Source organism: Sphingomonas sp. LaA6.9 (assembly GCF_022601895.1).
Lineage (GTDB): Bacteria > Pseudomonadota > Alphaproteobacteria > Sphingomonadales > Sphingomonadaceae > Sphingobium_A.
The window spans coordinates 1-23,046 of sequence record NZ_JAKVIO010000001.1 but is presented as its reverse complement, the minus strand read 5'-3'; the positions used below and the strand labels follow the sequence as shown (position 1 = coordinate 23,046).

The 23,046-nt window shown below is 65.4% G+C and carries 27 protein-coding genes; 7 read left to right on the top strand and 20 right to left on the bottom strand.

Going from position 1 to position 23,046, the window contains the following annotated elements; all coding sequences use genetic code 11:
* Positions 1 to 59 precede the first annotated feature (59 nt).
* The 4 genes from MKI88_RS00135 to MKI88_RS00120 all read right to left on the bottom strand — a co-directional run bounded on the left by MKI88_RS00135 (position 60) and on the right by MKI88_RS00120 (position 4,456).
* Positions 60 to 980, bottom strand: coding sequence for an Hsp33 family molecular chaperone HslO (locus tag MKI88_RS00135; protein ID WP_241628632.1), 921 nt, complete (start codon positions 978 to 980; stop codon positions 60 to 62).
* A 110-nt stretch (positions 981 to 1,090) separates the two neighbouring features.
* Positions 1,091 to 2,029, bottom strand: coding sequence for an ornithine carbamoyltransferase (argF, locus tag MKI88_RS00130; protein ID WP_241628132.1), 939 nt, complete (start codon positions 2,027 to 2,029; stop codon positions 1,091 to 1,093).
* On the bottom strand, positions 2,022 to 3,218 hold the full coding sequence (locus MKI88_RS00125; protein WP_241628130.1) for an aspartate aminotransferase family protein: 1,197 nt from the start codon (positions 3,216 to 3,218) through the stop codon (positions 2,022 to 2,024). The genes argF and MKI88_RS00125 overlap by 8 nt, the downstream gene beginning before the upstream one ends.
* A 260-nt stretch (positions 3,219 to 3,478) precedes the next feature.
* Positions 3,479 to 4,456, bottom strand: coding sequence for an AraC family transcriptional regulator (locus MKI88_RS00120; protein ID WP_241628129.1), 978 nt, complete (start codon positions 4,454 to 4,456; stop codon positions 3,479 to 3,481).
* A gap of 112 nt (positions 4,457 to 4,568) precedes the next feature.
* Here MKI88_RS00120 and MKI88_RS00115 point away from each other — a divergent pair, with 112 nt between their 5' ends.
* Both MKI88_RS00115 and MKI88_RS00110 read left to right on the top strand, forming a co-directional pair.
* Positions 4,569 to 4,877 (top strand): CC_3452 family protein, encoded by a 309-nt coding sequence (locus tag MKI88_RS00115; RefSeq protein ID WP_241628127.1) that lies wholly within the window; start codon positions 4,569 to 4,571, stop codon positions 4,875 to 4,877.
* Between the two features lie 145 nt (positions 4,878 to 5,022).
* A complete protein-coding gene (locus MKI88_RS00110; RefSeq protein ID WP_241628125.1) occupies positions 5,023 to 5,388 on the top strand; it encodes a hypothetical protein in 366 nt (121 codons plus the stop codon).
* Between the two features lie 7 nt (positions 5,389 to 5,395).
* Here the strand turns inward: MKI88_RS00110 and MKI88_RS00105 are convergent, their stop codons facing one another.
* Positions 5,396 to 6,223, bottom strand: a complete 828-nt coding sequence (locus tag MKI88_RS00105) for an ABC transporter permease (protein WP_241628123.1) — start codon at positions 6,221 to 6,223, stop codon at positions 5,396 to 5,398.
* Positions 6,224 to 6,302: 79 nt separating this feature from the next.
* On the opposite strand from MKI88_RS00105, the gene MKI88_RS00100 reads away from it, so the two are divergent.
* The 3 genes from MKI88_RS00100 to MKI88_RS00090 all read left to right on the top strand — a co-directional run bounded on the left by MKI88_RS00100 (position 6,303) and on the right by MKI88_RS00090 (position 9,556).
* Positions 6,303 to 6,980: a GcrA family cell cycle regulator gene (locus tag MKI88_RS00100; protein ID WP_241628122.1), complete on the top strand. Its 678-nt coding sequence runs from the start codon at positions 6,303 to 6,305 to the stop codon at positions 6,978 to 6,980.
* Between the two features lie 189 nt (positions 6,981 to 7,169).
* Positions 7,170 to 9,146: a DNA topoisomerase IV subunit B gene (gene parE, locus MKI88_RS00095; RefSeq protein ID WP_241628630.1), complete on the top strand. Its 1,977-nt coding sequence runs from the start codon at positions 7,170 to 7,172 to the stop codon at positions 9,144 to 9,146.
* Complete coding sequence (locus MKI88_RS00090) at positions 9,143 to 9,556, top strand: cytochrome c family protein (protein WP_241628120.1); 414 nt, start codon at positions 9,143 to 9,145, stop codon at positions 9,554 to 9,556. The genes parE and MKI88_RS00090 overlap by 4 nt, the downstream gene beginning before the upstream one ends.
* 2 nt (positions 9,557 to 9,558) lie before the next feature.
* On the opposite strand, the gene MKI88_RS00085 is transcribed toward MKI88_RS00090, so the two are convergent.
* From MKI88_RS00085 to uvrC, 11 genes are read right to left on the bottom strand one after another with little or no spacing between them, the layout of a single operon-like run.
* On the bottom strand, positions 9,559 to 9,813 hold the full coding sequence (locus MKI88_RS00085) for a hypothetical protein (RefSeq protein ID WP_241628118.1): 255 nt from the start codon (positions 9,811 to 9,813) through the stop codon (positions 9,559 to 9,561).
* Positions 9,810 to 10,328, bottom strand: coding sequence for a GNAT family N-acetyltransferase (locus tag MKI88_RS00080; protein WP_241628116.1), 519 nt, complete (start codon positions 10,326 to 10,328; stop codon positions 9,810 to 9,812). The genes MKI88_RS00085 and MKI88_RS00080 overlap by 4 nt, the downstream gene beginning before the upstream one ends.
* Complete coding sequence (locus MKI88_RS00075; protein WP_241628114.1) at positions 10,328 to 11,119, bottom strand: LysR family transcriptional regulator; 792 nt, start codon at positions 11,117 to 11,119, stop codon at positions 10,328 to 10,330. The genes MKI88_RS00080 and MKI88_RS00075 overlap by 1 nt, the downstream gene beginning before the upstream one ends.
* A 44-nt stretch (positions 11,120 to 11,163) precedes the next feature.
* Complete coding sequence (gene apaG, locus MKI88_RS00070) at positions 11,164 to 11,562, bottom strand: Co2+/Mg2+ efflux protein ApaG (protein ID WP_241628112.1); 399 nt, start codon at positions 11,560 to 11,562, stop codon at positions 11,164 to 11,166.
* Positions 11,563 to 11,570: 8 nt separating this feature from the next.
* Positions 11,571 to 12,779 carry a PLP-dependent aspartate aminotransferase family protein gene (locus MKI88_RS00065; protein ID WP_241628110.1) on the bottom strand — a complete coding sequence of 403 codons (1,209 nt, stop codon included), beginning with the start codon at positions 12,777 to 12,779 and terminating at the stop codon, positions 11,571 to 11,573.
* A 29-nt stretch (positions 12,780 to 12,808) separates the two neighbouring features.
* Entirely contained in the window at positions 12,809 to 13,780 is a 972-nt protein-coding gene (locus tag MKI88_RS00060) for a threonine dehydratase (RefSeq protein WP_241628108.1), read from the bottom strand.
* A gap of 8 nt (positions 13,781 to 13,788) precedes the next feature.
* A complete protein-coding gene (leuB, locus tag MKI88_RS00055; RefSeq protein WP_241628106.1) occupies positions 13,789 to 14,832 on the bottom strand; it encodes a 3-isopropylmalate dehydrogenase in 1,044 nt (347 codons plus the stop codon).
* A 48-nt stretch (positions 14,833 to 14,880) separates the two neighbouring features.
* Positions 14,881 to 15,612, bottom strand: a complete 732-nt coding sequence (gene recO / locus MKI88_RS00050) for a DNA repair protein RecO (RefSeq protein ID WP_241628104.1) — start codon at positions 15,610 to 15,612, stop codon at positions 14,881 to 14,883.
* Positions 15,613 to 15,626: 14 nt separating this feature from the next.
* Positions 15,627 to 16,508 (bottom strand): GNAT family N-acetyltransferase, encoded by an 882-nt coding sequence (locus MKI88_RS00045; RefSeq protein ID WP_241628096.1) that lies wholly within the window; start codon positions 16,506 to 16,508, stop codon positions 15,627 to 15,629.
* Complete coding sequence (locus MKI88_RS00040) at positions 16,505 to 17,461, bottom strand: polysaccharide deacetylase (protein WP_241628094.1); 957 nt, start codon at positions 17,459 to 17,461, stop codon at positions 16,505 to 16,507. The genes MKI88_RS00045 and MKI88_RS00040 overlap by 4 nt, the downstream gene beginning before the upstream one ends.
* A gap of 46 nt (positions 17,462 to 17,507) precedes the next feature.
* Positions 17,508 to 19,427, bottom strand: a complete 1,920-nt coding sequence (gene uvrC, locus MKI88_RS00035; protein ID WP_241628092.1) for an excinuclease ABC subunit UvrC — start codon at positions 19,425 to 19,427, stop codon at positions 17,508 to 17,510.
* Positions 19,428 to 19,554: 127 nt separating this feature from the next.
* Between uvrC and MKI88_RS00030 the strand changes: the two genes are divergently transcribed.
* Both MKI88_RS00030 and MKI88_RS00025 read left to right on the top strand, forming a co-directional pair.
* Positions 19,555 to 20,274 carry an SDR family oxidoreductase gene (locus MKI88_RS00030; RefSeq protein ID WP_241628090.1) on the top strand — a complete coding sequence of 240 codons (720 nt, stop codon included), beginning with the start codon at positions 19,555 to 19,557 and terminating at the stop codon, positions 20,272 to 20,274.
* 35 nt (positions 20,275 to 20,309) lie between these two features.
* Positions 20,310 to 21,062, top strand: coding sequence for a class I SAM-dependent methyltransferase (locus MKI88_RS00025; RefSeq protein WP_241628082.1), 753 nt, complete (start codon positions 20,310 to 20,312; stop codon positions 21,060 to 21,062).
* 72 nt (positions 21,063 to 21,134) lie between these two features.
* Here MKI88_RS00025 and MKI88_RS00020 read toward each other — a convergent pair whose 3' ends face one another.
* The 4 genes from MKI88_RS00020 to MKI88_RS00005 form a co-directional block, all read right to left on the bottom strand.
* Entirely contained in the window at positions 21,135 to 21,506 is a 372-nt protein-coding gene (locus tag MKI88_RS00020; RefSeq protein ID WP_241628080.1) for a VOC family protein, read from the bottom strand.
* A gap of 180 nt (positions 21,507 to 21,686) precedes the next feature.
* A complete protein-coding gene (locus tag MKI88_RS00015; RefSeq protein ID WP_241628079.1) occupies positions 21,687 to 22,313 on the bottom strand; it encodes a F0F1 ATP synthase subunit B in 627 nt (208 codons plus the stop codon).
* The gene (locus MKI88_RS00010; protein ID WP_241628077.1) at positions 22,306 to 22,800 is read right to left on the bottom strand and encodes an ATPase; all 495 of its coding nucleotides are present in this window, start codon (positions 22,798 to 22,800) and stop codon (positions 22,306 to 22,308) included. Before MKI88_RS00010 ends, MKI88_RS00015 begins: the two co-directional genes overlap by 8 nt.
* A gap of 63 nt (positions 22,801 to 22,863) precedes the next feature.
* The coding region (locus MKI88_RS00005; protein ID WP_241628075.1) for a F0F1 ATP synthase subunit C at positions 22,864 to 23,046 on the bottom strand (183 nt) is incomplete at its 5' end.

Genomic DNA, 23,046 nt, shown 5'->3' with positions numbered 1-23,046 from the left:
GGGTGGTTGTTACTTTTAGATAATGTCGGCTTAATTAACGGCAAGCCGCAAATAAGCGATTATTCGCCCGCCTCGGCCAGCGGGATCGGGAAGCTGCGCGCGCAGAATGCGCAATCGACGCGGATGATGCCATCGTCGCCCGCCATCGCGGCGCGCTCGTCCTCGGGAAACTTGCCGATAACAGACCCGATATGCGCGACGTCGCAGCGACACCCCCTGGTCAGCACCTGCCCGCCGAGCAGCCGCACCTCGTCTTCCTCGTTGAACAGCCGCCAGACGATCGTCTCGAGCGGCAGCGCGGGATCGGTGAGTTCCTCGACGCTGATCGTCTCGCCCAGCATGCGGACATGCTCCCATTCGGGATGGTCCAGCCGCGTGTGAAGGCGCTCGCGCCCCTCCTCGCCCTCGGGGAGATGCTGGAGCAGCATGCCGCCCGCGCGACAGCCACCGGCCCCGCCCTGTGCGGCCGCAAGGCGAATGATGCTCGGGATCTGTTCCGACTGGCAGAAATAATTCTCCGCCGCCTCGGCGAGCGATGTGCCTTCGAGCGGGACGATTCCCTGATAACGCTCGCCCGAAACCGCCTGGTCGAAGGTGATCGCGAGATAGCCCTTGCCGAACAGCGCGAACAGCGTCGGGTCGGCCGGCACTTCGGCAAGGCGGTCGGCGTCGAACTTCACATAGCCGCGGACCTCGCCCGCGCGGTAGTCGCACACGAGCAGTTCGATCACGCCGCTCTCGGTCTGCGCCTGAAGCGTCATCTGCCCCTGATCACCCTTGAGCGTCGAGCCGAGCAGCGCGGTCAGCGCGAGCGCCTCGGCAAGCACCTTCTCGATCGCGGGCGGATAGCCGTGCGCGGCAAGCACCTGGTCGAGCACGGGACCAATCCGCACCAGCCGCCCGCGCGCATGGCGGCCGGGAATGGTGAAGCCAAGCTGGCGATCGAGTTCGGCTTCGAAATTTGGGGTAGAGGACACCAGAATGCTCCGTTCGTCCGCGCGGAAACCGCGCGACGTCAGTTATCGCAATATCGTGCGCAGGCATGGCCCGGCACGGACGACCCATTTAGATAGGCCGCCCGGCCGAATTCTCAACCAAGCTTGCCCAGCGCCCAGAGCAGCACCGATTTCTGGGCGTGGAGGCGGTTCTCCGCCTCGTCCCAGATCACCGAGCGCGGCCCGTCGATCACCGCATCGACCACTTCCTCGCCGCGATGCGCGGGCAGGCAGTGGAGGAACAGCGCGTCGCGCTTCGCATGCGCCATCAACTCGCTGGTGACCTGATAGGGCATCATCGCCGCGAGCTTCGCTTCCGCATGCGCCTGTCCCATCGAGATCCAGGTGTCGGTGACGACGACGTCGGCGTCCCTGACCGCCTCGTGCGCGTCGCGCGTGATGCGGATATCGGCACCGCGCGCGCGTGCGGCTTCGACATAATGGTCGTGCGGATCATAGCCTTCGGGGCAGCCGATGCTGACGTTGAAGTGCAGCAACCCCGCCGCCTCGACGATCGAGTGGAGGACGTTGTTGCCGTCGCCAAGCCACGCCCATCTGGAGCCTGGCAGCGCCTTGCCGTGCTCGATCACGGTCAGCAGGTCGGCCATGATCTGGCAGGGATGCGACGCGTCGGTCAGGCCATTGATGACGGGCACCGATGCGTAGTCCGCCATCTCGCGGATCTTCGCGTGATCGTCGGTCCGGATCATGATCGCGTCGATATAGCGCGAAAGCACGCGTGCGGTGTCCGCCACGGTCTCGCCGCGCCCGAGCTGCATGGTTCCCGCATCCATCACGATCGGCGTGCCGCCCAGCTGACGCATCGCCGCATCGAACGAGACGCGCGTGCGCGTCGAGTTCTTCTCGAAGATCATCGCGAGCGTGTGCCCCGCAAGCGGCGCATCCTTGTCGGCCGCCCCCTTGGGACGCCCCTTGCGCGCGGCCTTACGATCGAGTGCGTCGTTCAGCATCGCGGCGATCGCATCGCCGCCCGCATCGGTGAGATCCAGGAAATGCCGCCGCTGCTCAGTCATCGCTCGGAATCCCGAAAGTCCGCGCACCCTCGCTCAGCCGCTCGATGCACTCGGCGATATGATCTTCCCCGATCACCAGCGGCGGCAGGACGCGGAACACATTCTCGCCCGCGGCAACGGTCAGCAGGCCGTGATTGTCGCGCAGATGCGCCACGAAGTCGCGCGACACCGCCGGCTCCTTCATCTTGATGCCGAGCATCAGCCCCTTGCCGCGGATCTCGTCGAACAGGTGATCATGGTTGGGGATCAGCTGCTCGAACGCCTGGCGCAGTCGCTCGCCCATCTTGACGACATGATCCAAGAAGCCGGGCTCGAGCATCACGTCGAGGATCGCCTGCCCCGCCGCCATCGCCAGCGGATTGCCGCCATAGGTCGAGCCGTGCGTGCCGATCACCATGCCCTTGGCGGCTTCCTCGGTTGCGAGGCAGGCGCCGAGCGGAAAGCCGCCGCCGATGCCCTTCGCCGCGGTCAGGATATCGGGGGTGATGCCATAATGCTCATAGGCCCACATCTTGCCGGTGCGGCCATAGCCGCACTGGATCTCGTCGAGGATCAGCAGCAGGCCATGCTCGTCGCACGCCTTGCGCAGCCCCTGGATGAATTCGGGCGTGCCCGCGGTCATCCCGCCCTCGCCCTGCACCGTCTCGACGAGGAAGCCCGCGGTCTCGTCGTCGATCAGCGCCAGCGCGCCCTCGAGATCGTTGAACTTCGCATAGTCGAAGCCCGGCAGCAGGGGCTCGAAGCCGTCGCGCATCTTGGGCTGGTCGGTCGCCGAAATCGCGCCGATCGAACGGCCGTGAAAGGCGTTCTTGAAGGTGATCAGCTTGTGGCGCTTCGGGTTGCCGTTGACATAGTGATAGCGACGCGCGGTCTTGATCGCGCATTCGATCGCCTCGACGCCCGAATTGGTGAAGAACACGGTGTCGGCAAAGCTGTTGTCGACGATGCGCTGCGCCAGCGCCTCGCCCTGCGGGGAACCGTACAGGTTCGACACGTGCATCAGCGTCGCGGCCTGCTCCTGGATCGCTTTGGTCAGATGCGGATGGCCATGGCCCAGCGCGTTCACCGCGATGCCCGCCGCGAAATCGAGATATTTCTCGCCGCGTTCTCCGTAGAGATAGCAGCCCTCGCCTCGGACCGGACGCACGCCACACCGCGGGTAGACGGGCATGAGGGGCGTGATGGTCATCGCAAGGACTCCTTCTTCTGCGGGTTTAGAAACGCAAAAAGGCGACCCCCAAGGTCGCCTGACGGACTGCCCTATACAGAAAGGGGGCTTTGCCGGTCAACTCGGGGCGCGAGCAACAAAACAACCCGCTCATCCTGAGTAGAGACCGAGCTTGTCGAGGGCTCGTATCGAAGGACCGACCCCGTGCGTCCTTCGATACGCCGTTTCGGCAAGCTCAACGGCTACTCAGGATGAGCGGTAAATTTGTGAGCACCACACCGTTAAGCCGCGACCGCCGGGCGTCCATCGGCGCGCGGATCGATCTCGATCTTCACCTGCGCCGCCTCGCCGGCGGTGCGCCGCCATGCACCCGGAGCGACCCCGGTCACGCGCTTGAACGTCTTGGAAAAGGCCGATTCCGATTCATAGCCGACCGCAAATGCGATCGCGGCGGTCGACTGTTCGCCCTTGCGCAGCAGGTGGCCCGCGCGGAACATCCGCCAGTGCGTCAGATATTCGAGCGGCGCCGAACCCACCGCCTCCTTGAAATGCGCGGCAAAAGCCGATCGCGACATGCCCGCGACCGCGGCGAGCGCGTCGACCGTCCAGTCATGGTCGAGCGCCTCATGGATCGCGCGGAAGACCGGGCCCAAGCGCCGATCGCACAATGCGCCGAGCCAGCCACCCGCCGCGGCGCCGGCCTTTGCCGCATGCGCACGGATCGTCTGGATGAACAATATGTCGGCCAGCCGGCTGATCATGATCTGCGAGCCCAGTCCCTTTTGCTGCGTCTCGAGCGCCAGCAGCTGCAGCGTCGCCTGAAGGATCTGCGAACGCTGCGCATCCATCCGCGTCTGGATGAGCGCGGGCATCAGCTCGACCAGCGGCCGCGCCGAAATCGCGTCGTAGAGGAACCAGCCCGTCACCACGGTCGTCGCCTTCCCGCCGCCGCCCAGATGGACGACATGGTTCTCGTCATAATCCCTGAGCGCGTGATAGCAGTTCTCGACGGCGGAGCCGGGATGATCGCGCAGCGAATAGCGCGTCCCACGCAGGATGACGTAGCAGTCCCCCGCGCCGAGCGGGATCGGATCGGATTTGCCCTCCACCTCCAGCCAGCAATTGCCTTCGATCACCAGACCGAAGCGCGCGGCCTTGCCCGCCACGAAATTGACGCCCCAGGGCGCGGTCGCCTCGATCCGGGCATGGATGGCGCGATGGACGCGCATCGCGGAAAAAATGTCATCAATCGGGTCCATGGAGCGGCCTTCTGGACGATTGGCAAAGATTAATGGCGATATAACGCTATATCGTCCGAATTTCCAGTTTTATTGAGAAACTGTTCTTCCCCCAGGAACCGGAGTTTTCCCAATGAGACTGGCAGCATCGCTTATCCTGCTCGCCTCGCCCGTCGCAGCCATGGCGGCTTCGGCGCCGGGCACGGCGACAATCAACCACGGCACCCCGCTCCCCGAGCGCGTGATCGTGGGCAATAATTTCTGGAGCTGCGCCGAGGGCGCATGCCGCGGGCCCGGCGACGATCGCCGCGTCGCGGTCGAGCGCGCCTGCCGCGACCTCGCCAAACGCATCGGCGCGGTTGACGCTATCACCGTCGGCAGCACCGTGCTCGACCAGACGCAGCTCGCCGCATGCAACAAGGACGCGCGCGGCAAATCCTGAATTATGAAGAGGCTCTCCTCGCGCCCGGACTGCCAAGCGGCCCGGGCGCTTTTTTTCGCCTCGCCATGTCGACATTGTGGCAAGCCAATGAAAATGCTGCCCTAACCCTGCCTCATTGTTGGCCGATCGAAATGAACGGCCGGCCATGGAGCACTGCATGTCGTGGGCATATATGTTGCTTGTTCAAGCGCCGGCGGCGACCGCAGAGCCGGTTGCCGCGCAGGATTTCGACCTGCGTGACATGGTACAGCAGGACACCGATACGCGCTTGAGCAGCCATTCCGATGGTTGCGACAGCCGCGACGAGACGGAGATCGTCGTGTGCGCTCAACGCGGCCCGAAGGACGGACAGCGGCTTCCATCGCTTCCGTCGGGGTTCGACGAAAAGCCCCTTGTGGCGGAGACCGGATTGTTGGGCGACATAACGGGGAAGGTCTCGGTAGAGACCGTTGAGTTTCCCGGCGGCGTGGAGAGCAATCGCGTCATGTTCACGATCAAGACGCCGTTCTGAGTCGGCCTCAGTTCCGGATCTTCCAGCCCTTGCGCAGCAGCCAGTAGCATAGGCTGCCGAGCGCGATGTTGAGCACGAGAACCAATAGTCCGCCCAACAGGATCGGCGAATCCGCTTCGCTCAGGAAACCGTAGCGGAAGCCCGAGATGATGTAGAAGAACGGGTTGGCGTGGCTGATCGTCTGGAACAGTGGCGCGAGCTTGTCGACCGAATAGAAGGTGCCCGACAGCAGCGTGAGCGGCGCGACGACGAAGTTGGTCACCGCGGCGGTGTGATCGAATTTCTCCGCCCAGATCGAGGTCAGCACCCCGAGGAAGCTCAGGAACAGTGCGCCCATCAGCCCGAACCAGACGATCGCCCACGGATGCTTCGGCGTGACATGCACGCCCGGCCAGAACGCCATCGCGACCCAGACCGCGCACCCGACCAGCACCGCGCGCGTGACCGCGCCGCCGACCAGCGCGGCGAGCAGCTCGGCCATCGAGAGCGGCGGCATCAGATAGTCGACGATCGTGCCCTGAATCTTGCCGACGAGCAGCGAAAAGCTGGAATTGGCGAAGGCGTTGTTCATCATCCCCATGGCGATCAGGCCGGGTGCGATGAAGTCCGCAAAGGGCACGCCAAGCACCGTGCGGCCGCTGCCGCCCAGCGCCACCGTGAAAATCACGAGGAAAAGCAGGGTGGTTATCGCGGGCGCCCAGATTGTCTGGAGCTGCACCTTGAAGAAACGGCGCACCTCCTTGATATAGAGGGCACGAAGCCCGCCCCAGTTGACATTGCGGATCACCGGAACGCCCGGTTCGCTGCGGATCGCTGATTCAGGCTGGCTGTTCATCACCCGATCGCCTATCGGCTGTCGGCTTAAGCCGCAAGCGATGAGTTTGCGTCACGAGATTGAAGTCAAGGGAGCTTAAATGGCCTGGACCGACGAACGCATCGATCAGCTCAAAACGATGTGGGAAAAAGGCATGACCGCAAGCCAGATCGCCGACGAGCTCGGCGGTGTCAGCCGCAACGCCGTGATCGGCAAGGCGCATCGCCTTGGCCTGCAGTCGCGCCCCTCGCCCGTGAAGGACAAGGAGGGCAAGGCGCCCGCGCCCAAAAAGGCCGCGCCCGCGCCCAAAAAGGCCGAGCCCGCCCCCGCGCCTGTGCAGCACGCCCCCAGGCCCGCCGCGCCCGCACCGCAGGCCGCGCCCAAGCCGGCAGCCGCGGCCCCGGCTGCGGCCGCACCGGCAACGCCGCGCGATCCTTCCGAACCCGTGCTGCGCTCGATCGGCCCCGGTGGCTTCCTGCGCCAGGGCCCCGGCGACCAGCAGGCACCGATCCCGCCCGCGCCGCCGCGCCGCCTGGTGCCCGCAAAGCCCAGCGCCGACATCGCCGGCAAGACGACGCTGCTCGATCTCAACGACCGCATCTGCAAATGGCCGCTGGGCCATCCCGGCGAGCCCGATTTCCACTTCTGTGGCGATCCGGTGAACCCGGGCTTCCCCTATTGCGTCGCGCATTGCGGCCACGCCTATCAGGCGCAGCTGCCGCGTCGCGACCGGCGCCCGCCCCCGCCGATGCCCTTTGGCGGCCCGCGCGTCCGCTGATCTGAAATAGTGAATCCGATCCGCTCATCCTGAGGAGGGACTGAGCGCGGCGAAGGCCCGTCTCGAAGGACTGCATCAGGCAAATCCTTCGAGACGCCGTTTCGACAAGCTCAACAGCTCCTCAGGATGAGCGGCGTTCTGATCGGGGTGGGCTTGCCACGCCGACTCCAGCACCCCTATAGCTGTGCCATGTCCGACGACCTGTTCGCTTCCGCGCCCCAGACTTCCGGTACCTATGACGCATCGGCCATCGAGGTTCTCGAAGGCCTCGAGCCCGTCCGCCGCCGGCCGGGGATGTATATCGGCGGTACCGACGAGCGCGCTTTCCATCACCTCGCGGCCGAAGTCCTCGACAATTCGATGGACGAAGCAGTGGCGGGACATGCCAGCCGGATCGAGGTGACGCTGGAGCCGGGCAACCGGCTGACGATCATCGACAATGGCCGCGGCATGCCCGTCGATCCGCATCCCAAATTTCCCGACAAGTCGGCGCTCGAGGTCATCATGACCATGCTCCATTCGGGCGGCAAGTTCGCGGGCAAGGCCTATGCCACGTCGGGCGGTCTCCACGGCGTCGGCGTCAGCGTCGTCAATGCGCTGTCGTCCGAAACCGTCGTCGAGGTCGCGCGCAACAAGGAAGTGTTCCGCCAGACCTTCTCGCGCGGACACGTCGTAACGGGCCTCGAGCGGCTGGGTCCGACGCAGAACCGGCGCGGGACGACGGTCAGCTTCGTCCCCGACACCGAGATCTTCGGCGAGATGCACTTCAAGCCGCAGCGGCTCTACAAGCTCGCGCGCTCCAAGGCCTATCTGTTTGCGGGCGTCGAGATCCGCTGGAAATGCGCACCCGAGCTGATTTCGGACGATACCCCCGCCGAGGCGGTGTTCCAGTTCCCCGGCGGGCTCGCCGACCATCTGAAGGAACAGATCGGTACGCGCGAATGCGCGACAGCCGAGTTCTTCGTGGGGCGACAGGAGTTTCCCGACGGACAGGGCTCGGTCGAATGGGCGGTCGGCTGGCCGCTCTGGTCCGAGGGCAGCTACAGCTATTACTGCAACACCATCCCCACCCCCGATGGCGGCACGCACGAGGCGGGGCTTCGCGCCGCGGTGGTCAAGGGCATCCGCGCGTTCGGCGATCTGGTGGGCCAGAAAAAGGCCAAGGACATCGCGGCCGAGGACATCATGACCGGTTCGGAGCTGATGCTCTCGGTCTTCATTCGCGATCCGCAGTTCCAGAGCCAGACCAAGGACCGGCTGACCAGCCCCGAGGCTGCGCGCCTCGTCGAAAATGCGATCAAGGATCATTTCGACCATTTCCTCGCCGACCATATGGACCGCGGCAAGGCGCTGCTCGGCTTCGTGCTCGACCGCATGGACGAGCGCCTGCGCCGCAAGGCCGAGCGCGAGGTCAAGCGCAAGACCGCGACCTCGGGCCGCAAGCTGCGCCTGCCCGGCAAGCTCACCGACTGCTCGGCGGACGATCCCGCGGGCACCGAGATCTTCATCGTCGAGGGGGACAGCGCGGGCGGCAGCGCCAAGCAGGCGCGCGACCGCAAGACACAGGCGATCCTGCCGATCCGCGGCAAGATCCTGAACGTCGCATCGGCCAACAGCGCCAAGATCCTCGCCAATCAGGAAATCGCGGACCTGATCCAGGCGCTGGGCTGCGGCACGCGCGACAAGTGCATCCCCGACAACCTGCGCTATGAGCGCGTCGTGATCATGACCGACGCCGATGTCGACGGCGCGCACATCGCGACGCTGCTGATGACCTTCTTCTTCCAGGAGATGCCCGAACTCGTTCGCCGCGGGCACCTCTATCTGGCACAGCCGCCGCTCTACCGCCTCGTTTCGGGCAGCAAGAGCGCCTATGCGCGCGACGACGCGCACCGCGCCGAGCTCGAAAGGACCGAGTTCAAGGGCAAGAAGGTGGAAGTGGGGCGCTTCAAGGGGCTTGGCGAGATGAACCCCGGCCAGCTCCGCGAGACGACGATGGACCCCAAGACGCGCAGCATGATCCGCATCGTGCTGCCGCAGGAATATGAGGAGCGCATGGTCGTGCGCGATCTCGTCGAGCGGCTGATGGGCAAGAACCCCGAGCACCGCTTCCAGTTCATCCAGGAAAACGCGGCGCGCGTGGACGAAGAGGTTATCGACGCATGACGAAGGCGCTTGTCGTTCTGGGCGCACTCGCGCTGCTCACCGCGTGCGGCAAGGCCGAAAAGGCCGAGGAAACCGCCTCCGGCGCCACCACACCCGCAGCCGAGATCGCGAGCGCGCGCCCCGTCGAGTTCCAGCCCTGCACGGTTTGCCACACCGACAAGAAGGGTGATCCCAACCGGCTCGGCCCAAATCTGTTCGGCGTGGTCGGCGCCAGGGCCGGCGCTCATGCGGCAGGCTTCAATTATTCGCCGGCCATGAAAGAGGCGAATTTCGCCTGGGATCGCGCCAAGCTCGACGCCTATCTCGAAATGCCGGCCAAGGTCGTTCCCGGCACGCGCATGGTCTATCCGGGCCAGAAGGACCCCACCAAGCGCAAGATCATCATCGACTATCTCGAAACGCTGCACTGAGCCTATTCGGCGTCGCGCCGTTTTTCCTCTTCGGCAAGCAGATCGAGCTTCTGGAACGCCATCCGATGCGTGATCGCCGCGAGCAGCAGCGTCACGCCGAAGAGGATGACGCCGAGCGCGACCCATTTGAGCGCGGGCATGTCGGGATTGCGCTTGCCGGCGACAGCGAGCGCAAAGCCCGCCATCGCGAGAATGAACCCCAGCCTCCGCGCGCGGCCGACGATGGCGTGAATTTTGAAATGGCCCGGCTCGTTCATCGCCACTCGTCCCTGAGCAGCCCGAAGATCAGGCTGTCGCGGATGCCGATATGCGTTTCCCATTCGGCACGCAGATGACCCTCCTGACGGAATCCGAGCCGTTTCAGCAACCCTACCGAAGCGGCATTCTCCGGATCGACGTCGGCGAAGACGCGGCGCAGCTTCATCGCGCCGAAGGCGTGGTCGAGCACGGCGCTCGCCGCTTCATGCGCATAGCCGCGGCCCCAGCGATCGCGGCGCAGGATATAGCCGAGCTCGCGAATGCCCTCGCGGTGCTCGCCGAGGACGACCCAGCCCAGCGCCTCTCCGCCATCCTCGGTGATCGCCCAGGTGAGCCAGGCGCCCTCCGCAGCGTTCGCCGCGACATATTCGCGCGTACGCTCAAGCGTCCTGTGCGGGGCGCTCGACCACCAGTGCATCAGGTCGACGTCGGACATGGCGATATGCATCGCCTCGGCATCGCCCTCGACCAGCGGCCTGAGGACCAGCCGTTCGGTTCGCAATGTCGGCAGCATCAGCGCGTCAGCGCTTCGACCAGCGCCTTGACCTTCTTCTGCCGCCATTGCGGCAATGGCGCGATCAGCCAATAGGCAAGCGGCGACGGGAGTTCGTCCTCGACAACGCGCACTCGGCCCGCAGCGATGTCCGATGCAGCGAGCAAATGGGGGACGCAGGTGCGCCCGAAACCACTGGCCGCCGCATCTATGGCAAGTCCGGCATCGGCTACGCGCAGCGAAACGCTGTCCTCATCGGCGGGGCAGCCCGGCCATGCGATCCGGGTATCCGCGGCGCCGTCGGGCGCAGCTATAGTCACGAAGGCGCCATCGGCCAGCTTGATCCCCTCATTCTCGCCGGGGCCCTCGGACAGCCGGATCGCGAGATCGAGATTGGCTTCGGTGAAATCGAGATCGCTCTCGCTCGAGATCAGGGCGAAACGCAGTTCGCCATCGGAGCGGCCATAATCGGCAAGACGCTTCGCCAGCCACTTCGCGGTGAAGTCGCGCGGTGCCGCGATGGTGAGCGACTTGGAGGATTGCCCCGCCTGCATGGCGCGCACCGATTCCTCGAACTGGAGGAACCCCGCACGCAGCGCGTCGAGCCCCGCCTCGCCCTCGGGCGTCAGTTCAAGCCCCTTGGCGGTGCGGCGGAAGAGCACGACGCCAAGCGTATCCTCAAGGGCGCGGATCTGCTGGCCGACAGCGGCCGGCGTCACCGCCAGTTCGTCAGCGGCGCGCGTGAAGCTCAGATGGCGCGCGGCGGCGTCGAGCACGCGGAGACCGTTCAGGGGGAGATGCGTACGCTTCATGGCAGCGCCCTAATGCCGCCGCCGCAGCGCGAAGTCGAGAGCGCTCATTGCGCGTTGACCGGCGCGATCAGCGGAAAGCGCGGTATCTTGACGTCGAAAGCCGATCCATCCTCGCACACCATGTGGTAGCTGCCCTGCATCTGGCCCGTCGGCGTCGAGAGCGGGCAGCCCGAGACATAGTCGTACGACTCGCCCGGCGCGATCATCGGCTGCTCGCCGACCACGCCCTCACCCTCAACCGAATGGCGCGCACCGCGCCCATCGGTAATCACCCAGTGGCGGTTGATGAGCTGGACCGCACTCGCCCCCTCATTCTCGATCCGGATATGATAGGCCCAGAACCACCGGCCGCGATCGGGTTCGGACTGCTCGGGCAGATAGCTGACCGAAACGCGCACGGTGATCGTGCGCGTCGTCTCGGCATAGCTGAACAGGCCCTTCACCTCGGCCCCTAAAGACCCGCGGATCGCAGCGCCTGATCGAAATCCTCGATCAGGTCCTGCGGGTCCTCAAGGCCGACATTGAGGCGCAACATCCCCTCGGTGACTCCCATGTCGAGCCGCACATCCTCTGAAAGGCCGGCATGCGTGGTGGATGCAGGGTGTGTCATCAGCGAGCGGCTGTCCCCGATATTGTTCGATATGTCGACGAGCTTCAGCGCGTCGAGCAGAGCATGCGCCTGCTTGCGGCCGCCGTCGAGATAGATCGAGAAGATCGGTCCTGCTGCGTCCATCTGCGACATCGCCAGATTGTGCTGGGGATGGCTTTCGAGCGCCGGGTAAAGCACCCGCGGCACGCGCTGTTCGAGGAAGCGCGCGACGATCAGCGCATTCTCGCTCTGGCGACGAATGCGGAGGTCGAGCGTCTCGATCCCCTTGAGCACGACCCAGGCGTTGAACGCCGACAGCGTCGGCCCGGTGTTGCGCGTAAAGGGCAGCAGCGTGTTGTTGATGAATTCATCGCTGCCGCAGACGGCACCCGCGAGTACACGCCCCTGCCCGTCCATCATCTTGGTCGCCGAATAGGCGACGACGTCTGCGCCGAAATCCATCGGCCGCTGGAGCGCGGGCGTGGCAAAGGCGTTGTCGACCACGCTCGTGATGCCCGCATCCCGCGCGATGCCGCACACCGCCTTGAGATCGACGATATCCATCGTCGGATTGGCCGGCGTCTCGAAGAAGAAGACCTTGGTGTTCGGCCGGATCGCGTCTTTCCACGCATCATTGTCGCGCGCGTCGATGATGGTCGTGGTGATCCCGAAGCGCGGCATCAGCGTGTCGGTCAGCCAGCGGCACGACCCGAAGGCCGCGCGGCCCGCGACGACGTGGTCGCCCTGCGAAAGCTGGCAGAGCAACGCCGCGGTCATCGCTGCCATGCCCGATGCCTGGCAGCGCGCGGCCTCGGCACCTTCCAGCAGCGCGATGCGCTGTTCGAGCATCTCGACCGTGGGGTTCTGCAGGCGGCTATAGGTCATGCCCTGCTGTTCGCCCGCGAAGCGCGCCGCGGCGTCGCCCGCGCAGTCATAGGCATAGCCCGAAGTGAGGAAGATCGCTTCCGAGGTCTCGCCATATTCGGAGCGCGCGGTGCCGCCGCGGATCGCCTGCGTCGCGGGGCGCCAGTTCTGCGTGATCGAACGATCCTGGCCGGTCTTTTTCTTCATCGTGTGGTTCTTTTCGGTCTGGTGGAATTTCAGGTCAATGGCGTGCCGCCGGCCATGATGGTCGCGACGTGCCGAGTGTCGATATTGCCGCCGGACAGGATCACGCCGACGGAACTCCCACGCATTCGATCGGCCTCCTGGATCAGCGCCGCGAGCGGACAAGCGCCCGCGCCCTCGGCCAGATTGTGCGTGTCCTGCCAGTAGATGCGCGTGGCCTCGGCAATCGCCGCGTCAGGCACCGCGACGATGCGGTCGGCGCCCTTCGCATAGATGTCGAACGCCGCCCGCACGGGTACGCGGACCGCGACGCCATCGGCAAAACTATGCGCGCCATTGGTCTCGATCAGCTCGCCTGCCTCGAAGGACAGTTTCGCCGCCTGCGCGCCGGTCGAAACGACGCCAACCACCTTGGTGTCGAGCCCGAGCGCGTTGCGCGCGGCGATCGTGCCGCAAATGCCCGATCCGCAGCCGATCGGCACATAGACCGTATCGAGCGGCGGCGCGGCGCGGAACAGCTCCAGCGCATAGCTCGCCACGCCCAGCGCCAGCGCGTCGTGGAAGGGCGGCACCATGAACCACTTGCCGTCGGCAGCGCGGCGTTGCGCCTCCTCGCGCGCTTCGTCGAAATCCTCGCCATGCTCGATCAGCTCGGCGCCGAACGCGCGCATCGCGGCATTCTTCTCGACCGAATTGCCGCGGGGCACGAGGATCGTCGCGGTCAGCCCCGCGCGTTTCGCGGCAAAGGCCTGCGCCTGCCCGTGATTGCCGCGCGTCGCGGTGATGATGCCCGTGGCCTCGGGATGTTCGCGACGCAACCAGTCCATGAAGGTGATCGCGCCCCGCGCCTTGAAGGCACCCGTAGGGGTATGGTTCTCATGCTTCACCCAGACGTCGCAGCCCGTGCGTTCTGCAAGCAGCGGCCACGCATATTGCGGGGTCGGCGGCATCACCGCGTGGACGAGCGCGGCGGCTTCTTCCAGCGCCTGGAGCGAATAGGGCATCGGGTTTCCTACAAGGCTGCGATCACGGCATCGCCCATCGCAACGGTGCCCATCGTCCCGCCGAGATCGGCGCTGCGCGCGCCGCTCGCCAGAGCCCTGGCCACCGCCGCTTCGATGCGGTCGGCATCGTCGGGCTTGCCCAGCGAATAGCGCAGCATCATCGCCGCCGACAGGACCGTTGCGAGCGGATTGGCCTTGTCCTGTCCGGCAATGTCTGGCGCGCTGCCGTGGATCGGCTCGAACAGCCCCTTGTTGGCGCTGTTGAGCGTGGCAGAGGGCAGCATTCCGATCGAGCCTGCGCACATCGAGGCCTGGTCGGAGAGGATGTCGCCGAACAGATTGCCCGTGACGATGACGTCGAACTGGCCAGGATTGCGCACGAGCTGCATCGCGGCATTGTCGACATACATGTGGCTGAGCTCGACATCGGGATAGTCGGCGGACACCTCGATCACCACGTCGCGCCAGAGCTGCGAGGTCTCGAGCACATTGGCCTTGTCGACCGAGCAGAGCTTGCCGCGGCGTGCGCGCGCGGTCTCGAAACCGACCCGCGCGATCCGCGCCACCTCGGCCTCGTTGTACGACATCACGTCATAGCCCTCGCGCAGCCCGTCGGCGGTCTTGCGATGGCCCTTTTCGCCGAAATAGACGTCGCCATTGGTCTCGCGGACGATCACGAGGTCGATCGCGGTCGCTACCTCGGGGCGCAGCGCCGACGCGTCGGCGAGCTCGGGAAACAGCTTTGCCGGGCGGAGATTGGCGAACAGCTCCAGCTCCTTGCGCAACCCGAGGATTGCCTGTTCGGGGCGCAGATGGCGTTCGAGCGCATCGCACGCCGGATCGCCCACCGCTCCGAACAGGATCGCATCGGCGCGCCTTGCCAGTTCGAGCGTCTCAGGGGGCAGCGGATGCCCCTTGGCCTTGTAAGCGGCGCCGCCCACAGGCGCTTCCTCGAAGGTGAGCCCCGACACGCCGGCCGCCTCGAGCACGCGCATGGTCGCCGCGATAATTTCAGGACCGATTCCGTCTCCGGGTAGCAAGGCAACGAGCATTGGGTCTCCCTTTCTTGAAACGAAATGCCCTTGCCCGGTGGGATCGGTTCACGCAACCGCCCTTTTGAGCCTTTCGACAAGCCGCTCGCGGGCGGCCGCCACATCCGCACGGCGGTCGATGAGGATATCGCGCGACAGGAAGTGCCCGGTCAGCCTCAGTCCATCGAAAATGGCATCCCAGTCGGCCTCGCCCCCTTCGCTCAGGAAACGCGGAAAACGGAGCAGCTTGTCGGCATAGTCCTGCCCGGCGACCGCGCTCACCGCGCGCCCGCTTTTGGGACTGACCCAGACAAGTTCCTCGCTGCTGTCGGTGACCGCGCAGCGCTCGAGATCGAGCCCGAAGCCCATTTCGGCGAGCAGCAGCAATTCGTAGCGCACCAGCGCCACCGCCCAGCCGCGCGCCGCGGGCGCCGCCTCGATCGCCCCGAGCACGCCGTCCAGTGCGGTGTGGAGGTGGGGATAGGGCTGCGCCTCGGGCAAGGTCGATGCCGTAAGCGCGGTCGCCCAGTCGAGCGCGGCCGCGGCCAGCGGCTCACCCATCAAGGGCGCGCGACTGTGGACGAGCTCGACGGTCAGCCCGGCGAGTTGTTCCTCGGTCCGTGCGCGGAACCCGGCCATCACGACGTTCGCCGGAATCAGCACGGGCCGCAGCCGCCGCGAATGGCCGCCGCGCACATAGCCCGACAACAGGCCATGCTCTGCGGTCATGGCGCGCACGATCGCACCATGCTCGCCATGTGCGCGGACCGCACAGATGATCGCCTCAGCCTCGATATGCATCGAGGGGGGCGATACTATCGTTTGAGGCGGCGGGCAAAATTCGAGGGGATGGTCCGCTTCGCCAGCGCCACGAGCCGGTCGAAGCCCGTCAGCGCCGCCACGAGCAGGCGGTTGCCAACACCCGGTCGGAGCAGCAACAGGTCCACGCACGCGACAGCGTCGGTTGCGAACTGGCGCTTGTGCTGTCCGTCGCCCTCGGTGAAGTCGAAGCGAGCAAAGCGCCCCTCGGCGAAAATCGCCTTCATTGCCTCACACTGGAGCACCGCGCCGGGCGAATAGTCTGCCCATTCGGGATCGTAGCCGAGATGCGCGTAGATCAGCGTGTCGCCCTCGGCCGGCGTATGGAGATAGGCGATCGGACGCCCGTCGGCGAATAGCAGCCAGGCACGCACGCGATCCCCGGCCGCGCGTTCGAGCATATCGGATGCGTCGACGGGAAGACCGGCGCCCAGCAGCCGGTCCTGATAGGTCTTGCGCGAAAGCGGCAGCGCAAGCGCATGAAACGCGGCGATCTCGTCGGGCGTGCGATAGCCGATGACCTCGATCCGCGCTGCAGCAGCGAGCTTTTTCGCCTTGCGACGAAGCGCGGAGCGCGTGTTGGACGAAAGCCCCGCAAAATAGGCTTCGAAATCGCCCGAAAGCGCCGCAAAGCGGCGGCTGTAGCGCTGGCGCACGAGCGCAATCTCACCTGAAAATGCGGCGCGCACGGCATCGAGATGGCGCTCGGGCATCGACGTGACGAGATAGCCTTCACCCTCGCACACGGGCAGACGCGGCGGCGCCTCCGCCAGCGCGTCATCGAGGGTGCAGCCCACACGCACCAGCCGCCGTCGTACCGTGAAGAGCGTTCGTGCGCCGATCGTGAAACGCAGTGGCAGGAGCGCGGCGAGAGTCACAGCCGGCGCTCATAGACGAGGTTGGACACAAGCTGCTCGCCCATCCGGCCGAGCGTGCGAAACAGCCTCGGCGGGACCGGCCTGGCATCCGCATGGATATCGAGGCCGTCGAGATCGCTGAAAAAGCTGGTCGGCGCGCGGTCCGCGTTGGCGGCCAGCTGCTCGCAAAGCCTGTCGAAGCGGCGGCGTACCAGCGAATTCACCCGCAGGCCATTTCGCGTGGCGAGCTCGAAGCTGTGGCTGACGATCGTCAATATCGCGTGGCCGTTGTCGATCGCATGGTCGATCGCGGCCGCGATTTCGGCGCTGGACAGCGCGCAGATCTGGCAATGGCGCAGGCGCCCCTCGCGATCCTCGATCAGCGTGACCGGAAGCTCCACCACGCCCCGGTAGGTGACGGGCGCGATCTGGGTGCGTGCGAGGCTGATCGCGCTCGGCCATGGGCTTTCGGAGCCGTTATGGCTGCTGTCGTAGCGGAAGCCGAGCCCCGCCAGCACGCGCAGGGTCGTGTCGTTGGCCGAATAGCTGCCCGCGCGGAACGCGATCGGTGCGGGCGCCCCCGCCTTGACCAGCCACTCGGCCGCTTCGACGATGAGCGCGCGCTGCGCTTCCTCCGAATAGTCGATCAGTTCGAACCGGGCATGCGCCCTGCCCCCGTCGTCGGCTTCGGCACCCACCCAGTTCGGATGCAGGTGAAGCTGCACCTCCTGCCCCGCCTCGAGGATCGGAGCGACGATGCGCTTGACCACGTCCAGTCCGAACACCGTTGCGGGCATCGGGTCGACGAAAAAGCAGGCCTTCAATCCATGTTCACGCAGCACCGAGAGCTGATAGCCGAGACCGACGCCCGCAGGCTCGATTGAACGCTCGAAAACCTGCGCCAGCGGCAAGCCCGCGGCATGGTGGCGCCAGGCGAGCTCGGTGTCGACGGTCAGGAGGACGCGCGTCTGCATCCTTCCGGGTTAGCCCGTCATGGTGAAGGAAAGGATAAATCCGCGCTTATCCCCCGTGGAAATAATCGAAAATGCTCTGCGCCATCGCCTTCGACACGCCGGGCGCCTTTTGCAGATCCTCGAGCGCGGCATTCTTCACCGCGCGCGCAGTGCCGAAATGCATCAGCAGCGCCTTCTTGCGCGCGGGGCCGATGCCGGGAACCTCGTCGAGCGAGCTGACGCCGATCGCCTTTGCCCGTTTCTGCCGGTGCGCGCCGATCGCGAAGCGATGCGCTTCGTCGCGCAACCGCTGGAGGTGGAACATCACCGGCGCGTTGACGGGCAAGGTGAATTCACGGCCGTCGGGAAAGTGGAAGGTCTCGCGTCCCGCGTTGCGATCAGGCCCCTTGGACACGCCGATAAAGGGCACGTCCTCGATCCCGAGTTCGTCGAGCACCGCCTTCACCGCGCTCACCTGTCCCTTGCCTCCGTCGATCAGCATCAGGGCGGGCCATTCCTTGCCCTCACGATCAGGATCTTCGCGCTGGGCGCGACCGAAGCGACGCTCCATCACCTCGCGCATCATCGCGAAGTCGTCGCCGGGGACGGTTTCGGCGCGCCTGATGTTGAACTTGCGATATGCCCCTTTGCGAAAGCCCTCCGGGCCCGCGACGACCATCGCGCCAACCGCATTGGTGCCCTGGATATGGCTGTTGTCGTAGATCTCGATCCGGTCGGGCGGCCCTTCGAGCTCGAACAGCTCCGCCATTTCGCGGAAGATCTTCGCCTGCGTCGTGCTTTCGGCCTGGTGCCGGTCGAGCGCTTCTTCGGCGTTGCGACTGGCCTGTTTGATCAGCCGTACGCGGTCACCGCGCTGCGGAACCGAGAGCGCAACCTTGCTCCCCGCCCGTTCGGTCAGGGCCTCCTGAAGCAGCTCGGCCTCGGCAAGCGCACGATCGACGAGGATCGTCTTGGGCGGTGGCACGTCTTCGTAGAACTGCATCAGGAAGCTGGCGAGAACTTCGTCTTCGGGCACGTCGGCAGTATGTGCGGGGAAGAAGCTGCGATGGCCCCAGTTCTGCCCGCCGCGGATGAAAAAGGCCTGGATGCACATCACGCCGGACTTGCTGGCGAGCGCAAAAATGTCGGCATCGCCCACACCCTCGGCATTCACCGCCTGACTGCCCTGGATGAAGGTCAACGCCTTCAGGCGGTCGCGATAGACCGCGGCCATCTCGAAATCGAGGTTGGTGCTCGCCTGCTCCATCGCCTTGCCGAGCTTGGCCTGGACGCGTGTCGACTTGCCCGTGAGAAAGTCCTTGGCGTCGCCCACCAGTTCCGCATAGGCCGCCGCGTCGATCCGGTCGACGCACGGCGCCGAGCAGCGTTTGATCTGGTAGAGCAGGCAGGGCCGGTCGCGATTGTTGAAGAAGCTGTCGGTGCAGCTTCTGAGCAGGAACAGCTTCTGCAGCGCGTTGAGCGTCCGCCCCACCTCCCCCGCGCTGGCGAAGGGGCCGTAATACTCGCCCTTGTACTTGCGCGCGCCGCGATGCTTCTGGATGCGCGGAAAGGCGTGGTCAGCGCGCAGCAGGATGAAGGGGAAACTCTTGTCGTCGCGCAGCAGCACATTGTAGGCGGGCCGGTAGCGCTTGATGAGCTGCGCCTCGAGCAGCAGCGCCTCGGCCTCATTGTTGGTCGTAACGATGGTCATCGACCGCGTCTGCGCCACCATGCGCTGGAGCCGCTTGGGAAGTCGATTGACCTGCGTATAGTTGGTGACGCGGCTTTTGAGCGAACGCGCCTTGCCGACATAGAGCACGTCGCCGCGCGCATCGTGCATCCGGTACACGCCCGGCCGCGTCGGCAGCGTCTTGAGCACGTTACGGATCGCCGCCACACCCGCATCAAGATCAGGCTTGTCGGCGCCTTTCACCGCATAGGTGGCTTTTTCCTCATTGAAACGGTCGGGCGCGGATGGAACGGACATGATCGCGATTTAGGCATGATCGCCGCATCGCGCCAGCGGGCTTGCGACGATGCTGCCAAAGTTGACGGGTACGGCGAGAATGACAGACACTCCTGCCGCATAACAACAACGACATGGGAGAGCGGCAATGGATATTGCGGGCAAGACGGCGCTGGTAACGGGCGGCACGGACGGCATCGGGCTCTGGACCGCGCGGCTTCTGAAAGCGAGCGGCGCCACCGTCATCATCTGCGGCCGCAACGATGAAAGGCTGGCGGCCGCGCGCGGAGAAGGGCTTGAGGCAATCAAGGCCGACCTGTCCTCGGCCGAGGGCTGCGAGGCGCTGGTGGCGGCGCTCGGTGACCGTCCGATCGATATTCTGGTCAACAATGCCGGCGCGTCCGAAGTGTCGAAGATCGGCGCGGAGGTGGATCTCGCCTCGATCGATCGCACATTCTTTCTCAACCTTCACGCACCGGTGCACCTGATCCTGAAGCTGCTCGACGGCCTGCGCGCGCGCCCCAAGGCGACCATCGTGAACGTGACCTCCGGGCTGGCGATCGCGCCGCGCGGCGACGGCCCCTTTTACTGCGCCACCAAGGCAGGGCTCAGAAGCTTCACGCAGACGCTGCGCCACCAGATGCGCGACACGGGCATAACCGTGATCGAGGCGCTGCCGCCGATGGTCGACACCGCGATGACCGCGGGGCGCGGCAGCAACAAGATGAGCGCGAAGGATTGCGCGCAGGCGATCGTGACCGCGATCGCGCGCGGTCAGGAAGAAGCCTGTATCGGCCAGACCAAGGTTCTGAAGCTCGTCCACTCGATGTCACCGGCACTCGCACGGCGGATCATGCTTCGCTACTAAGGCACGCGACCGTCTCAAGCGCAGGGAGAATTCCCATGAAGCTCATGATCGTTCCCATCGTCGCCGCACTCGCCCTTGCCCATCCGATCGCGGCAAAAGCGCAGAACGCTTCGCCCGAGATTCAGGCGGCGCTCGCGGACGCCGGCCGGCCGGCCGACGACAAGGTGCGCGATGCCGCGCGCCATCCCGGCGAGATCCTCGCCTTCGCAGGCATCAAGCCGGGCGACAAGGTCGCCGATTTCATGATGGGCGGCGGATACTGGACGCGCATCCTTGCGAAGACGGTGGGCGACAAGGGACATGTCTATGGCTATCAGGCAAAGCAGTTCATCGACTATCGCGCTGCCTATGCCGAGGAGCAGAAGGCCGCGGTCGCGGGCCATGACAATGTCACGCCGAGCAGCGATTCACTCGCGAGCTTCAGCTTCCCCGAGCCGCTCGACGCGGTGATCACCGTCCAGAACTGGCATGATCTGCATCTGGCGTTTGCACCCAAAGGCTTTGCAGAGACCGTCGCCAGGCGGCTTTATGACACGCTCAAGCCCGGCGGCGTGCTGCTGGTGGTCGACCATGTCGCTGCAGCCGACCCGGACTTCGCGGTGCCCGACAAGCTTCATCGCATCGACCCCGCCGCCGCGCGCGCCGAAATCGAAAAGGCCGGCTTCAGATTCGACGGCGAGCTCAACCTGCTGCGTAACCCCGCCGACCCGCACACGGCAAACGTGTTCGACGCCTCGATCAAGGGCAGGACCGACCAGTTCGTCTACCGCTTCCGCAAGCCGGGGTGATGCGATGTCCGGTCTCGACCAGTGCCGCACGAAACCCACGAAAAGGACTTTCAACTTTCCGGATTAAGGTTGTCAGCCGTCTGCAAAATTCAGTTCGAGCATGACGCCGTGCGGATCAGGGAAGAAAATCTGGACAACGCCCGGAACGAGGTTGTCTGCCTCGGTATATTCGATCTCCAGTTCGTCAAGCCGGGCCTTTACGCGCGCCCGGTCCCGGCAACGAAGCGCGACATGGTCTATCGCGCCGGAGTGGGTCGCTCCCGGCTCCATCACCCTGAAGTGGATCAGGGCATTGCCGTCGTCGTCATAGAGCCAATGTGCATGGCCCCCCATGATGGCCGGCCCTTGCTGGTAGGTGAGCCCCAACACCTCCTCATAGAACTTCGCTGAGGCAGCAACGTCTAGGGTCCTGATATTCACATGGTCCAGCCCGACGACGCCCATGATCTTACCTCCCTAATTCGGGTTGGGGGCCCGTATTAATCGGCCACGCCCCCGATGGGCAACTGCTCATGCTCATGCACATTCACGTCCGCCGACCGCCTCATTTCGGAGATTCCGCACCACAAACGAAAACGGGCAGCCATTGGCTGCCCGCTTCGTGTTTCGCGATGATGCGCCCGGTCAGTTGAGGCGCGTGCCCAGACCCGCGATGGTCTGATCGACCAGCGCCTTGTCCTGCGTAGCACTGTGCCCTTCGGCGATCAGCGCGGCCGCGGCGTTGGCGGCCGCTTCGACGGCCTTGGCGCGAACCTCGGCGATCGCGGCACGCTCGGCGGCCGCAATCTTGTCCTCGGCCATCTGGGTGCGACGGGCGGTGAGATCCTTGGCGTGCTCCTTCGCATCGACGAGGATCTGCTTGGCTTCGGCCTCGGCATGCTCGCGCATCGTCACGGCCTCAGCCTCTGCGGCCTTCACCTTGGCTTCATATTCCGCACGCAGCGCTTCGGCCTCGGCGCGGAGCTTCTTGGCCTCGTCGAGATTCTGCCGGATTTCGGCGATCTTTTTGTCGAGCCCTGCGCCGATTAGGGCGGGCACCTTCTTCCAGATGAGGATGCCGAAGAAGACGGCGACCGCGAGCGAAACCCAGCCCGTCGCGTCCATGAAGAACGCGGTAGGTTCGGCATGTGCCGCAGCACCGCCATGTGCCTCGGTGGTCGCGGTGTGTTCGAGCGCTTCGCCCTGACCATGTTCCGCCGCAGTGAGGTTGGCAGCCACTTCGGCCGATCCGTTTGTTGCCGTCTCAGACATTTGCAAGCGCTGCCTTCACTGCATTGGCCGCCTGGGCCGAGGTTACCTTGGCGCCCGAAAGCTTGGCGACCATTTCCTGCGTGGCTTCGGCGGCCACGGCTTCGACGTCCGACATCGCCTTGGCGGTTGCCGCCTTGATGCGCGCCTCGGCGGCGCTGACATGCTCGGCGATTTCCGCGTCGGCCTTGGCGAGCGTCTTTTCGGACTCTGCCGCGCCCTTGGCCTTTGCGGCCTGGGTGATCTTGAGCGCCTCGGCACGGTTCGCCTCGGACTTGACCCGATAGGCTTCGTCACGCGCGTTGGCTTCCGCACGCGCACGTTCAGCGGCGGCGAGGTCGTCGGCAATCTGCTTGTCGCGAAGGCCCACCGTTCCTTGGACCTTCGGCACCATGCCGAGACCGATCACAACGAAGACGAAGCCGAAGGTCAGCAGCAGCCAGAAGATCTGCGACGCATAGGTTGCGGCTATCTGGGCAATCTGGGGCATTTCACCTGTATCCGTATCCTGCCGCCCGGGAACGCGCCCCGGGCGGAGGTTTCAGTATCGTTGTTACGCGACGAAGATCAGGATCATCGCAACGACGAACGCGAGCAGACCGAGAAGCTCGGCGGCCGCGAAGCCGATGAACAGGCGGCCCTGCTGGCCGTCGGCGGCCGCGGGGTTGCGGAGCGCGCTCTCAAGGAACGAGCCGAAAACGTTACCCACGCCGATGGCGGCCATGCCGGCGCCGAT